The 14023-nt window shown below is 39.1% G+C and carries 15 protein-coding genes and 1 pseudogene; 11 read left to right on the top strand and 5 right to left on the bottom strand.

Going from position 1 to position 14023, the window contains the following annotated elements:
- Positions 1 to 37 precede the first annotated feature (37 nt).
- Complete coding sequence (locus LPB68_RS12600; RefSeq protein WP_068660664.1) at positions 38 to 679, bottom strand: TetR/AcrR family transcriptional regulator; 642 nt, start codon at positions 677 to 679, stop codon at positions 38 to 40.
- Positions 680 to 866: 187 nt separating this feature from the next.
- On the opposite strand from LPB68_RS12600, the gene LPB68_RS12595 reads away from it, so the two are divergent.
- The 10 genes from LPB68_RS12595 to LPB68_RS12550 all read left to right on the top strand — a co-directional run bounded on the left by LPB68_RS12595 (position 867) and on the right by LPB68_RS12550 (position 9924).
- The gene (locus LPB68_RS12595; protein ID WP_068660982.1) at positions 867 to 1751 is read left to right on the top strand and encodes an SDR family oxidoreductase; all 885 of its coding nucleotides are present in this window, start codon (positions 867 to 869) and stop codon (positions 1749 to 1751) included.
- A 1104-nt stretch (positions 1752 to 2855) separates the two neighbouring features.
- A complete protein-coding gene (locus LPB68_RS12590) occupies positions 2856 to 3533 on the top strand; it encodes a response regulator transcription factor (RefSeq protein WP_068660666.1) in 678 nt (225 codons plus the stop codon).
- 18 nt (positions 3534 to 3551) lie between these two features.
- On the top strand, positions 3552 to 4454 hold the full coding sequence (locus tag LPB68_RS12585; protein ID WP_068660668.1) for an ATP-binding cassette domain-containing protein: 903 nt from the start codon (positions 3552 to 3554) through the stop codon (positions 4452 to 4454).
- Complete coding sequence (locus LPB68_RS12580) at positions 4451 to 5236, top strand: ABC transporter permease (RefSeq protein ID WP_068660670.1); 786 nt, start codon at positions 4451 to 4453, stop codon at positions 5234 to 5236. Before LPB68_RS12585 ends, LPB68_RS12580 begins: the two co-directional genes overlap by 4 nt.
- On the top strand, positions 5233 to 6147 hold the full coding sequence (locus tag LPB68_RS12575; RefSeq protein WP_068660672.1) for a sensor histidine kinase: 915 nt from the start codon (positions 5233 to 5235) through the stop codon (positions 6145 to 6147). The genes LPB68_RS12580 and LPB68_RS12575 overlap by 4 nt, the downstream gene beginning before the upstream one ends.
- A gap of 137 nt (positions 6148 to 6284) precedes the next feature.
- Entirely contained in the window at positions 6285 to 6461 is a 177-nt protein-coding gene (locus LPB68_RS12570) for a receptor (protein ID WP_068660674.1), read from the top strand.
- Between the two features lie 20 nt (positions 6462 to 6481).
- Positions 6482 to 7174 (top strand): ABC transporter ATP-binding protein, encoded by a 693-nt coding sequence (locus LPB68_RS12565; protein WP_068660676.1) that lies wholly within the window; start codon positions 6482 to 6484, stop codon positions 7172 to 7174.
- Positions 7174 to 7929: an ABC transporter permease gene (locus LPB68_RS12560; RefSeq protein WP_068660678.1), complete on the top strand. Its 756-nt coding sequence runs from the start codon at positions 7174 to 7176 to the stop codon at positions 7927 to 7929. The genes LPB68_RS12565 and LPB68_RS12560 overlap by 1 nt, the downstream gene beginning before the upstream one ends.
- Positions 7930 to 8312: 383 nt before the next feature.
- A complete protein-coding gene (locus LPB68_RS12555) occupies positions 8313 to 8534 on the top strand; it encodes a hypothetical protein (RefSeq protein ID WP_157756229.1) in 222 nt (73 codons plus the stop codon).
- Between the two features lie 664 nt (positions 8535 to 9198).
- Positions 9199 to 9924 carry a MerR family transcriptional regulator gene (locus LPB68_RS12550; protein ID WP_068660682.1) on the top strand — a complete coding sequence of 242 codons (726 nt, stop codon included), beginning with the start codon at positions 9199 to 9201 and terminating at the stop codon, positions 9922 to 9924.
- Between the two features lie 192 nt (positions 9925 to 10116).
- Here the strand turns inward: LPB68_RS12550 and LPB68_RS12545 are convergent, their stop codons facing one another.
- The gene (locus LPB68_RS12545; protein WP_068660684.1) at positions 10117 to 10953 is read right to left on the bottom strand and encodes an alpha/beta fold hydrolase; all 837 of its coding nucleotides are present in this window, start codon (positions 10951 to 10953) and stop codon (positions 10117 to 10119) included.
- A gap of 267 nt (positions 10954 to 11220) precedes the next feature.
- Here LPB68_RS12545 and LPB68_RS22330 point away from each other — a divergent pair.
- Positions 11221 to 11361 (top strand): annotated as a pseudogene (locus tag LPB68_RS22330) (winged helix-turn-helix transcriptional regulator); the annotation flags it as partial.
- 170 nt (positions 11362 to 11531) lie between these two features.
- On the opposite strand, the gene LPB68_RS12540 reads toward LPB68_RS22330, so the two are convergent.
- From LPB68_RS12540 to LPB68_RS12530, 3 genes are all read right to left on the bottom strand, one after another.
- Complete coding sequence (locus LPB68_RS12540) at positions 11532 to 12437, bottom strand: NAD(P)/FAD-dependent oxidoreductase (protein WP_068660686.1); 906 nt, start codon at positions 12435 to 12437, stop codon at positions 11532 to 11534.
- 91 nt (positions 12438 to 12528) lie between these two features.
- Positions 12529 to 12930, bottom strand: a complete 402-nt coding sequence (locus LPB68_RS12535) for an Rrf2 family transcriptional regulator (RefSeq protein ID WP_068660688.1) — start codon at positions 12928 to 12930, stop codon at positions 12529 to 12531.
- 183 nt (positions 12931 to 13113) lie between these two features.
- Positions 13114 to 13872 carry a PHP-associated domain-containing protein gene (locus LPB68_RS12530; RefSeq protein WP_068660689.1) on the bottom strand — a complete coding sequence of 253 codons (759 nt, stop codon included), beginning with the start codon at positions 13870 to 13872 and terminating at the stop codon, positions 13114 to 13116.
- Between the last annotated feature and the right edge of the window lie 151 nt (positions 13873 to 14023).

Genomic DNA, 14023 nt, shown 5'->3' with positions numbered 1-14023 from the left:
CAGCATCAATAAGAGCAGTTCGTGGAGGCGATCGCGTTCAAGAAATAGTTTGCAAAATCTCCCCAACCTGACTTTCAAAGTCGGAATCGACCACCGTATCCAGATGTTCAGATCTAATCATTTGATACTGTTTCATCTTATAAAATTCGATAATTGCTTGTTTCAGGGTGAGATCATACCATTGAATACTAAATGTCGGTTCCATAATGCGCCGCAGCGTAGCATCATCTTGAACCAAGGACAGCACAGCGTTCATTCTGTTGAAAATCTTCTGCTCCATCCCGGTTTCAAAAAAAGCTTGTAAATTTTTATTTCGATTTTGTTGGGCAACGACAAGCTTTTCAGAAAGCCGCGGATAGAATTCCTTAAGATCTTGCAGAAACAAATCGGATATAAAAATAACGCATAGCAATGATTGAAGAAATGTTTTTTGAAAGCGCTCAATAAAAGAGAGAGAATCATCGTTTACAACGGTATCAGCCTGCTGCAAATACTCAATTTCATATTCTACAACTTGCTCGATGATATCATCTTTAGATGAAAAGTGCTTATAAAGCGTTACTTTGCTTATATCCATATATTTTGCGATATCGTCTATTTTCAACTGGCTAAATTTTGTTTTTCTAATTACTGGCTTGATTTTATTAATATAGTGATCTGCACTCACGGGTTTTCTCACAACCAAAGCCTCCTTTGATACTTATCCATAATAGTATAACAAAATTGCTATCACCACAAACTTTGTTAACTTATTTTAATAACTTTACTAATTTTATTATTTTAGTTTACTTTATTAACTGACAGTTGTATAATCACCCTGTATCCCATACCCTAAAAAAAGAAGGAGCAATGAAAAGATGAAAAATATGCGTGTATTCGTAACTGGCGCGACGGGCTTTATCGGTTCTGCCGTCGTTCGCGAACTTATCGAAGCCGGGCATCAGGTTGTTGGACTCGCCCGCTCAGACAAGGCTGCCACAGCGTTGATGGCAGCCGGCGCCGAGGTGCATCGCGGCGGCCTCGATGACCTTGACAGCCTGCGAGACGGTGCTGCGTCGGCGGACGGCGTCATTCACCTTGCCTTCAAACACGACTTCGCTGACTTTGCGGCAGCTGCCGTGGCCGACAGTTTGGCGATCGAGGCGATGGGAGTGGCGCTTGAGGGCACCGGGAAACCGCTCGTGGCCACCTCGGGAACGTTGATGCTCACGCCGGGGACCCTCGGGACCGAAAAAGATGCGTCTAGCCAAACTACGCCGCGGCGCTCCGAGGAAGCCGCGCTTGCGCTGGCTGAGCGCGGAGTACGATCATCGATCATCCGTCTCACGCCGAGCGTGCATGGCGAGGGCGAGCAGGGCTTTGTTCCGACCCTTATCGGCATCGCGCGTGAAAAAGGAGTTTCGGCATATGTGGGGGATGGACTCAACCGGTGGCCGGCAGTGCACCAGCTAGACGCAGCAAGTCTCTTCAGACTGGCGCTTGAGAAGGGGGGCGCGGGAGCCATTTATCACGGGGTCGCTGACGAGGGCGTTCCCTTCCGGGATATCGCCGGCGTCATCGGTCGCCATCTGAACCTGCCGGTGCTTAGCATTGCCCGCGAAGAGGCAGACGCTCACTTCGGGTGGATCTCCTTTGCCGCGTCGACTGATAACCCGTCGTCGAGCACACTAACCCAGAAACACTTGGGATGGAAGCCTGTGCACCCCGCTCTGATCCCAGACCTCGAACAAGGTCACTACTTCAACAGCTAAAATACACGAAATAGAAGTATACAAGGAAAAGCTGTATCAGACGAAATCGATTTTACAGTTACTCTGACTTGGCATTGACATATAAAGAACAAATCTTGCTGATGTGACAGTGAGATTTGTTCTTTGTTGCTGGAAACGCGCCTAAAAACTTGCCCTTATTTATGATACGGTTCTCCGCACATCGCTCACTGGTACAGCAGATTTCATAAAGATGTTTGATTTACTACAAAAAAAAAAAATAAACCCAAGCGATATTGTCGCTTGAGCTAGAAATCTTATTAAATTGGGTTCATCTGGATTTCAATTATTACATATTCATTACCGCTACAAGCACTCTACACAATTTCTACAACTATCATCAAACGTTTGCCACATCTCAATACTAATTTCGAATCATCAATAATAGGGATGGGGCAATTTAAGCCCCCATTAAACACGGATTTTTGAAATCATAATGGATGTCGATACTGCCAATCTCAGCTACTTCTACCCTGTCAATCAAGCGATGAAGTACTTCTCGAAGGATTTCCTCATCTAAGATTTCCAGTTGAGTAAAACGTTCAATCTCCAATTGGAATTAAGCGTCAAACAGCCCCACCTTGTCTTCAAGTTGAGGGCTGTTTGACGCTTAATTCATCCACTACCCTAAGGTAGTTTAATATCTGCTGTATTGGATGATGAGTGAATTATTTACCTTAATGTCTAATAAATATTGGATCGGCTACAGTAAGTTGGACAGATAACTTTAGGGCTAGTAGAATGAACCAAGAAATGATTCGACTAAGTTTGCATGGTCTACCAGATGAATAAAGAGAACAAGTGAGTTATTAGAAAAAGTGCTATATGAGGCCACGTAAGTAGCAGCCTTGTGAAACCTTTTCAACGTTGATAGTCTAAGATTTATAGATCTATATAAGTAGTGTTACAAAAGCTACATTTCTTATGTACAAAGGGAAAACTAAGTGTATATAGATATTGATCCCCCTATTGTGAAGCTGGTCGTCTTAAATTGGCTATTAAAAAGGGGAAGTTGTAACTTGTGCCCAATGACACTAAGAAATTGGCAGACTGTAGAACAAAATAGCAAAGACAGGCGTTGAAAGAATGACACATATTTTAATTGTAGAAGATGATACGCTGATTAGCGACATGATTAAGAAATTGCTGTTTCAAAATGGTTATAGCACGACAACAGCATATTCAGGAACAGAAGCCATTCTCTTATTGAATCAAAAGAGCTTTGATTTAATTCTGCTCGACTTAATGCTACCCGGTATGTCTGGAGAAGCTGTTTTGGAAAAGATAAAAGAGTCTGTGGATACACCTGTTATCGGTGTTTCTTCAAAAACAGATACCGAAAGTAAGATCAATCTTATTCGTCGTGGAGCTGATGACTATCTAACGAAACCCTTCGATAATAAAGAATTACTTGTAAGAATTGAAGCCGTGTTACGAAGATATCAAAAAGGAAATTCAGCACCAGAAGAAATCTTGCGTTTCAAAGATTTAACTTTAAACAGTACAACCTTAGAAGTTAAAATTAAAAATGAGCAAATTTCCCTTACGCGTTATGAATTTTTAATTTTAAAGCTGCTTATGACTAACCCCGACAGAGTATTTACAAAGAATATTATTTACGAAAGTGTGTGGAATGAGAATTTTGAAGGAGAAGAAAATGCCATCAATGTCCATATCGGTAATTTAAGAAAAAAATTCAGCAAAGTCATCCCTGATGAACCCTATATTCAAACAGTATGGGGATTGGGTTTTAAAATGCAGTAGACTGAAAGGAGTTAAGTGATGCCTACCGTACTACAAACAAATTCATTGTCAAAGATTTTTGCACAATCTGCTGGCATTAGGGATGTATCATTGCAAGTTATGGCTGGGGATATTTACGCTTTGTTAGGTCGCGACGGTTCGGGAAAATCCACCCTATTAAAAGTATTGACCGGTTCTATCGCCTCGACCTTTGGTAATTTTACATTCTTTGATAATACAGATGTTCAAAGCGAATATGCCCGAATAGGTTATGTTCCACAAGTGCCAGCCCTTAATATGAATTTCACCATTGCAGAGAATTTGGAGTACTATGCAAAAGCGTTTGGAATTGTGTCTACTTCCTCTATAACTTCACTGTCAAAGTCAGTAGATATAGATATAACTGAAAGAAAAAAAGTGAAGAGGCTTCCCTTTGGGATTCAACGCAAATTAAGTATTGCTGTTGCACTATTAGGAAAACCAGATTTGTTGCTACTAGATGAACCCTTAAGAGGACTGGACGCAATTGAAAAAAGTTTTATTTTAAACTTTCTACTTCGCTTATCCAAAAGAGAAAATCTCACAATTTTTTTGACAGGACAAAACTATGAAGAAGTTTCCAAAATATCTACTCGCTATGGAATTATCAATAATGAAACGATTATTGACGAATTCACGACAGTAGCGCTTTCAGAACGCTGCAATCGATGTGTGAAAATCCGCACTAAACAAACGATAAAAGCAACATCTATTTTAGAAAAAATTTGTCCTGAATACGAAATTCTTTCAGATGATGAAATTCGTGTATTTGGGGTTATGGATAGATCTGGTTTTATAAATACCAGTTTGGTATCAGCTGGTATAACAGTTGATGAAATTTCTATTACTGGGGAAGATGAAGGAATGTACATTACAAATTTGATGGGAGGGAAAAAGGGATGATTGCTGTTTTCCAAAGCGAGCTATATCGTGTTCGCAAGAGCAAAACATTTATTGTTTGTTTATCTCTCGCAATATTTTTTGTCTTAGCGTTGGCCATATCTTACAATTATGATTATGTTCGAGTACCAGAAAAAGCAGGAAGCCTCGTTTTCCCCTCCCTTGCAGACTTTACAGAATACTTATTTTCAGACTACAGTATGATTTCCCCTTTATTATTATTTTTGATTGTTCATATAACAAGTGACTTTAAGCAAGAATTATACCCTGTATTGCTGTCAAAGGGTATAAAAAGAACAGCAATATTTTGGGGTAAACTCTTGTCTTGCTTGTGTGCAATGATGCTTTATCTTGTAATATGCATTGTCTTTGCCTATGCTGTGATTTTTACTATGTGGGCTAATATTTCCGGGGTCAACATTCCTGTTTTTGAGATAGGAACATATCTTTCCATACAGTTTTTATCCTTTGGTGCTTATACTACTTTTGTTTTGATGATCTGCTATTTGTTGCGCAATCGCACGACAAGTTTTTTTGTTAATTATCTTCTAATTGCAGTACTATGGTTATATTTGACAAAGATTGGAATCGCTTTGGATATGTCATATCCTTTATATCAATATTGGATTGTAGGGCTTTCAAACGGTCTACAAATAGAACAAATCCCACACAATATTGGCCGCATCATTGTTACAATTACTTTGTATTTTATAATTCCTATTGCAGTGACAAGAACTACTTTCTGTCATTTTGATATTAAAAATTCGGAAAAGGGCAAGTTATGATACTTATAATCTATTCGATTATTGCAACTATTGTTTCTGTCTACTTACTTTCTGCACTGATACTACGAAGGCGGCAGATTAAAGAAGTAAGAAAGCAACTGGTTTATTTGGAGCAACGAAATACTCAAAAGGAAATCACTTTAGGCACATCCGATAATGAAATGATTGCTTTCATCGAAAGCCTCAACGCGTTGTTAGCTAAATACAGAAACACGGGGCTCAAAATAGAAAATAAAAACAATGCTTTTCGTGAGACCATCACCAGTTTATCGCACGATCTACGCACCCCTCTCACCACTGCCAACGGATACATTCAGTTGCTTTTAGAACTGGATTTGTCTGTAGAACAATTGGAGTATGTCCAGATAACCCAAGAACGTATTTCTGCTGTGAAAAAGTTACTTGACCAGCTTTTTGAATTTGCACGAATTGAAGCCGATGAGTTGGAATTAAACAATGAGCCAGTCAATTTAAACAATATTCTACGTGATACGCTTGCCACTTATTACGGAGATTTTGAAAAGAAAAATGTTATTCCAAATATTAGTATCCCTAATGAACCATTTATTATTTTGGGCGACAAGGAAGCAATTATACGAGTGTTTTCTAATGTCATATATAATGCTTTACTTTATGGTGAAGGTAATTATGTCATCAGCTCTAAACAGGGAAACCAAGGATATTATATTTCATTTTCCAATCTTTCCAATACGGTTGTGGCAGAGGATATTGCACATATTTTTGACCGATTTTATACAACCGATAAATCCAGAAGTAAAAAAACAACCGGACTAGGTTTAGCAATTGCAAAAAGACTGATTGAAAAGACGGGTGGCAATATAACAGCTTCATTAGAGGACAAAACTTTTTCAATAACTATACTTTTTTCGAAAGAATCCTCTATATGGTAATTGTAAAACTTCATACTTTCATTTAGAGCTGCGAAAATGCAGCTCTTTTTTTAATCCTTACACTTTCCTTAGACTTTCCCTAAAAAGTTCATAATCTTTTTAGATACGATAAAAGTAATAGGAAAGGAGATGAGAATATGTTGAGCAACATTTGTTTGGTGATTGCCATGTTAGCTTTAGGCTCTATGCTACTGGCTGCTGTTAGCGGTTTATTAAAAGATGGGTTAAAAGGGCTGAAGAGCAATGCGAAATGGGTAGGTATTTCATTAGTGATTTATGTTATCACCTTTGCCATTTTTCTGTTTGCACAATAAGAGAAAAGAGGAGTCATTTCATGTTGAATATTGAAAACGTTAGCCTGACTATAGGGGCATATACATTGTTGGACAACATCAATTTACAATTGAATGAAGGGAAAATATATGGGCTTCTTGGTCCGAATGGTGCCGGGAAAACAACCTTATTCAAGTCTATGCTTGGTCTAACTGCCTATTCTGGAAAAATCACTTCGGATAACCAACTATTATCAAGCTGTGATTTTGGAAGCCTGATTGAATACCCTGCTTTTTACAACAATCTGACTGTCATGGAGAACTTACAGCTTCATTCACAATACCTGAGACTGCAACAGCCAGATATTCAAAGTGCACTGGAACAAGTAGATTTATGGGGTGCGAGAAAAAAGAAATTCTCCCAGCTCTCACTTGGTATGAAGCAGCGTTTAGGTATTGCCCGCGCTTTTCTGGACACGCCTAAATATCTGCTTCTTGACGAGCCGACCAATGGACTGGATCCGTTGGGGATTAAAGAGATTCGCATCTTGCTTAAAGATAGGCTGAAATCCCCCCAACATTGTATTTTGGTATCAAGTCACAATCTTACTGAAATAGCAGCGATTGCTGACGAATTGATTTTTATTCGTGGCGGGCAAATTATCAAAACCATGCAGAATAGTTTTGATAATGAACAGGATTTAGAAAAGCTGTATGAAGATATTATGACCTCCTATCAAAAGGAGAACGAATAATGAAAATCTTAATCATAAATGAATTTCGCAAACTCAAAAGAGAATGGTTTTTGCTTATGTTGCTTCTGCTTACACTTATTCCAGTACTAACTGGCAGTTTGGGACTGTTCCTAAATGGAAGCGGAAAGCCTCTTGATGATCTGTTTTTTTTCATCAACAATCAATTTTCAATGTTCTTCCCTATGGTAGTATTTATATTGATTGGCTCTTTGTTCTATATGGAATATAAGAACCAAACCTATATCAACTGGATTACTTATGGTTATTCAAAAACAAAGCTGTATTTTTCAAAAGTTATTGTTGGAATGATCATTGCCTTTGCATTTGCTGGGCTTATGTACCTGTTTCTTGTAGCTTTCTTCCCCATTCTCATGGGCATGGAGAAGATTACAACTAGCTCCACAAGTTTTATTGATATTTCAAAAGGATTTTTCCTTGAAGTCCTACTGCTAGTGCCAATTACCATTGTAGCTGGAGCAATAGTTATCAATCTGTCAAGAAATATTGTTGTAACCAGCGTACTAGGTGTGATTTATGGCTTTGTATCTGTTTTCTTTATTGGAGCATCGCAAGGCTACTTTATTCCCGGTGCCTTTGCATATCGCTTATGTATGTATTTTGTGGATAATACTTCATACTATGATAATCCTACAATGGCCACAATAACTGGTTTAACAAGCTATCTTATCATATTTACAATTTTGTTCTTGATAGGTTTACTACTTTTTACACGCAAACGAAAAATAGAAAACTGATTTTCTTTTCCAGTCATTACCTGACAAAGGAAAATTAAAAATAGACATTTGAAATAAATAGCTATGTAGCGAATAAAAAAAGCTACAAAGTGGCATGGGTATTTCCTACGCCAAATGCAAATCCCAAACTGTGCGACTACAATCAAAGATTAGCCCAAATAGACTGTCAATGACTATTTGGGCTAAATGGGTAAAAAACTATGCAAGGGTGAATTTGCAGTCCTGCCCAGCAGCCGGTGCAAAGCCTGTTTTGAAATCAGCAAACTGGATAGCAAATCGTTCAACCTACGAGGAAATGGACTAGCGGCGATATTGATAAGGATATGTTCAATGCTTGTTTTAGGGCGGTCAAGAACGAACGACAAGTATTAGAGGAAAAAACAGTGCATTTACAAACTGAAATCACCCATGAACATGATACAGAGTCACGAGTTACAGTGTTTAAGGCTGAACTATTAAAATTCGCCGCGCTTGACGTAAGCAATGAGGAACTACTGCGAGATATGATTCACAAGATGATTAACCGAATTGATGTTCATGATGACGGTTCAATTGAAATCAGTTACAACTTCCAAAACCCACTAAAACAGGGACGTAGCCTTTAATTAGGCTCGCCCCTCCATTCCATCTATAATTCGCACTCCACATGAGTCGAGTGCTGTGACCTACGCACCTACTGTCACTTTTAGCATTGCTGCTTCAACTTTTAACTCAACTCTTCGCTGTACCAGTATGCGCGATACGCATCACCGTATCACAAGTAATAGCACAAAAAGAAGCAATTACCCAAGATCAACGAGTGATTGCTACTCCGTACTGGTCCTACTATTCAGTGTCCGACCCATTTGACCCCTCTGTCGTAGGGTCATTCTTTGTTAAAACCCACTGCGCCTTGCCCGTCACAGGATCGGCAGTTGTATCGTACCGATCATATTCCAGCGGTGTCAGGATGGCTCCGGCTTTGTTGATCAGACCGTATTTACTCTCCTTCGTGACCGGGTCGTATTCGTCTTTGCGTTATGATCTATGAACCCGAAGCGTTCGTCCTGTACGGATACCGAATAGCCGTCGGAATAGACCTAACGATCAATTTAACAGCCGCCCCGCACACATCCGAACACATATTCCTCCGTAATTTAAGTGAATTGCTGTCCCATAGAAAGTAATACATTCTGGAGATATTTTATTATCTCTAAACCTTTTTTATATTCATATTGACTCTCACGTTACGGGATACTTTATAGTACTTAGTGAAGGGAGCGAAACAAGATGAAAGTCAAGGAAGTTGCTGATCTAGTTGGGGTTAGTGTGCGCACACTGCATCATTATGATGAAATAGGATTATTAAACCCAGAGGAAACCACCGAATCAGGTTATCGAGTATATTCTGACGAGAATCTCGAGACTCTTCAACAAATCTTATTTTTTAAAGAGCTTGGCTTCCCTTTAAAGAAAATTAATGAAATTCTTACTAGACCATCATTCGATCGGGAAGAAGCTCTTGAAATGCAGCGTAAAATGCTGCTTGAAAAAAGAAGCCGACTGAATAAAATGATTGGGACAATCGAAAAAACAATTCAGCATTCGAAAGGAGAAATACACATGTCAAATCAAGAAAAATTCGAAGGCTTTGATTTTAGCCATAATCCATATGAACAAGAGGCACGAGAAAAATGGGGAGACCATGCAGTTGATGAAGCAAACGAAAAAGCGAAAAGCATGTCTAAACCCGATCAAGAAAAATTCAATGAAATTTATCGAAACCTTGCTACTCTTCGTCACCTCTTACCTGATTCAAAAGAGGCTCAAGCAGCAATTAAAGAGTGGTTCGTGCTCTTGAATACAATTGGGAACTATTCACTTGAAGCCTTCAAAGGCTTAGGTCAAATGTACGTAGAGGACGTACGGTTCACAAAAAATATCGATCAATTTGGCGAAGGCTTAGCCGTATTCATGCGCGATGCAATGACTGTCTATGCAGATAGAAACAAGTGAAACTTATACTTCCTTATATTTCCGTAAAAAAAGGCCTTGTTAGCCCCATATTTGGGACCACAAGGCCTTTCTCCTATGTTTTTTTATAATCTTGTCCAATGTTTTTGACATTCGAACCCAATAATGGCGTAGTCCCTTATACCACCGTACAATCGGTATACGGCCGTTCCTAAGGTACGCAGTGACTTAAAATTAGTCTTTCAAAAACTGAAGCAAAGCCTCATTGAAATCCTCTGCATGCGTCGCATTCAATCCATGCGGGCCGCCTTTCACCACCACAAGCTGACTTCCGGCAATACGCTCATGGGCTCTTTGACCGCTGATTTCGACCGGGACGATAGCATCCGAATCGCCGTGGATAATCAGAGTCGGTAACTTAAATTTCTCCAAATCGGCGCGGAAGTCCGTATAGCTGAACGCCGCGATGCAATCGAGAGTCCCCTTCGGCGAGGCAAAGGCGGCGATGTCGCGATTATAAAGACGGAATTCCTCGCTTACCAAATCGGTTCTGTCTCCTGAAGCAAAAAATTCTTTCGTGAACGTATCCAGGAACGCCAAGCGATCTGACTTCACTCCATCTTGAAGTCCCTTGATTGCTGAATCCTCGAACCCTCCATCCATGTTATCCTCGGATTTATAGAGGTATGGCGGAATCGCCGCAGCAAGTACCGCCTTCTGTACCCGCTCGTTACCGTATGTACCAATATATCTCGCAACCTCACCACCACCCATGGAGAAGCCGACAAGTGTGATGTCACGTAGATCGAGATGCATAATCAATTCATGCAAGTCGGCTGCAAGCGTATCATATTCATAGCCATTCCAAGGCTGAGAGGACTGCCCGAATCCTCGACGGTCATACGTGATCACTCGATAACCGGCTTCTACTAAAGCGGGAACCTGTTTTTCCCAAGAACGTCCGCTGAGTGGCCAGCCATGGATAAGAATAACCGGCTTACCTACCCCATGATCCTCATAATAAAGCTGAATTGGCGCATCATTCTCATTCCCTACTGTAACCTTTGCCATTCTTATCGCCTCCAATTTGATTTTTCGTAAGTCTATAACTTATACCCATTCCGATCTTGATCGTACCACAGCAGGTATGCAAAATTTGTCATTTATGGATACAAGAAAAGGACAACCCCTTGATGATTGTCCTTTTTCATATTGTGTTCATCGCGCCAGGCAATTTGATCTTTATTCATGTTAGCGCAAAATAATCCTCGCCTACATATTACGCATACTTGGCGCTGCGCCGACCGAGATGGCTGAGATGGCTGAGTTAGTCCGTATGTGCAGGCAGATGGTATGGTGAATCGGAAAGAGTATCCTCAAATTCCTCCAAAAGTCGAGTACAGTCTCACAGATAAAGCGAAAACACTATTACCCATTATGGAAGGGTTATGTAAGTGGGGGAACAAAAAACCAGAATAATTAAATTCAGTTTTGTCGATATCAGCTAATGTATGTACCATTAAATTTTCATTATTCTTCAATGTTGTTCCTCCACATTAAGAGTTCATACAAAAAATAACTTTCATCAACTTATTTATAGAACTATTCTGCTCTATCACCTCAATAAGAAAGGTCTATTATTACCGTAATCAAAAACGCTCCATAGTTAAGTCAGTATTTACGGAAACTGCAGCTTTATTACCATCGGCAGCAGAAATGATTAATGAGGAGGGTCCGGACTTTTCAGTTTCTCCCGCAATATATATATTTTTTTGTGTTGTTCTACCAACGCCATCTGTTACAACTGTTCCATTTTCTTGTACTTCACATCCAAGGTTCTCAGCAAATTGATTCGGGCGATAAAAAGATGGAACAACAAACCCACCTGATCTAATGATCGTTTCTCCTGATACAAATTCAATTTTTTGTAGATAACCGTCATCACCTATAAAGTTTTTTATCGGATCCGATTTTATTTGGATACTACGTTTGTGTAACTCTTGAACTCCTTCTTTAGATAGTTCAACTCCATTTGTTATGATAACTAAATCCTTCGACCAGTTATATAATAATTTAGCCATATGCAGTACTTGATCTTCTTTTTCTGCCATTACAATTAATGGCTTATCCCTTAGCTCCCAGCCATCACAATATGGGCAGCTAAAAAGGCTTTTCCCATAATAATCCCTTACATTTTGAATAGAAAATACCTCTTGAATTCCAGTAGCTAATATAATCTTTTCTGTAACAAATTCCTGGCCATCCGTTGTTTTGGCGATAAATAGTTCATTACCAAAATCTTTGGTTATTCCAGTAACTGTTGTATTAAAGTAAGATACAGATGGATAATTTTTCAGTTCATTTAATCCGATCTCTTTAAACTCTTGTGGTTTAATACCATCTCGAGTAATAAATCCATGTGACTCATGTGTAACTCTATTCCTATTTGTACTATTGTCAACTACAGCAATTTTCCTTCTAGCTCTGCCTAAAGTTAAACTTGAGCTTAATCCAGCTGGACCTGCTCCAATAATAAGACAATCATAAATATTCATATCTCTCCATCCTTTACTTTTTAATTGTTATCGACTAATAAAAGACTTTAATACTCTTTAATGTCTATAATGAGGGTAAAAAAATCGTGGCTTATGGAGCCACTGCCATTTGTTTAGCTATATCAACTATTTTTTGATGTTTTAATTCATTCAACATCTTTTCTTCCGCAGAGATCATGACCTTTTGTATCAAACATTCAAGATTATGATCTATACAATAGTCAAATAAGGATGTAGGACCTTCAATTGCCTGAATAATATCTAAAAAGGAAATACTCTCCCAATCAGGTTTTAACTTATACCCACCATTAGCACCAGAAATTGATTCTACCATTCCTGCCTTAACAAGCTTAGTCAATATTTTGGACAAATACGTAGTTGAAACCTCTTGATTTTCAGCGAGCTGATGCACACCCACATGTTTCTTAGGAGTAGCAACTGCTAGAAATAACATCGTATGAAGTGCATAATTCGTCGCTTTTGAATATTTCATCTTTATTGTTCCCCTCAATTAGAGACATTATAAGTCCACTATATCCACCTATTTATTATAAGTCAAGGTATTTGTATTTTCTAACTACCATATATTTTTCTTTAACCAATCTAATCGCCCGTATTGTTGATCCGAATCTAACTCGTGAGATTGATTCTTCTTCCAGGTGCAGCGTCTAAATTCTCAGCCAACACTTTTCATATTCTTCTTATACCTAGCCTGTTCAGCTTCGGCCAATTGTACCTTTGAATCAAGATGTTGCGAAATTTGATATTTGTAAGTTCCTAACCGTATAGCATCACGTAACTGATCAATCGTGTCACAATCTTGTTCAAACTGGTTATACACACTACCGAACTGTAACAGCTGATGTGTATCACTACCCCCAACGACCGGCAATCCGATCAATTCCGCCAGACGGTTTACCTTCTCCTCCATTTGCTGTCCAACATGGTGCAAATCTCTACCGTTCAAATCGAACGCATTCAATCGGGTTAACAGTTCTGGCTTCACATGGGATAGAGGGTTCAATTCACGAAACGGATGAGCCCCGATACTCAGACAGGAATGCTCGTCAGACAGATCAAGTAAGTGTGCCATTTCAATATAATGACCTTCTGTCGTGTGGTTTTCCAGCTTTGAACGCACCGTAATGATGTTCTCCCTCGCTCCGATCAATAGTATATGGCCGTTCTCTTGCACATCAACTTCCATTCCAGGAAACACTTTCACTCCTTCAACCATATAATAATCCTTCTCATATTGATAATGACGATCTAAGGTATCGTAAATATCGCCAAACTGACGTGTATTGAAATGTTCAGTTAATGCTATGGCATCTAACTGGTTTTTGTAGGCCACCTGCATCATATTACGGAAATATTCATAGGAAAAATCCGTATTCTTAGACCACTTGGCATGCGTATGCAAGTCAATTCTCACTCATTATCGCCCCTTTTATGATGATATGCACATTATAATGAAAATTTATTATCATTTATATGGATTTGAAAAAATTTAACGCAAAAATAACATTAAGTTAACGTTTTGAAAACAAATCCACCCTATTCTGTTAGAGAAGACTTATGCGACT

The organism is Paenibacillus crassostreae, assembly GCF_001857945.1.
GTDB lineage: Bacteria > Bacillota > Bacilli > Paenibacillales > Paenibacillaceae > Paenibacillus_AQ > Paenibacillus_AQ crassostreae.
Note: the sequence above shows the minus strand (reverse complement) of the source record. Positions and strands in the feature narration are given on the sequence as shown.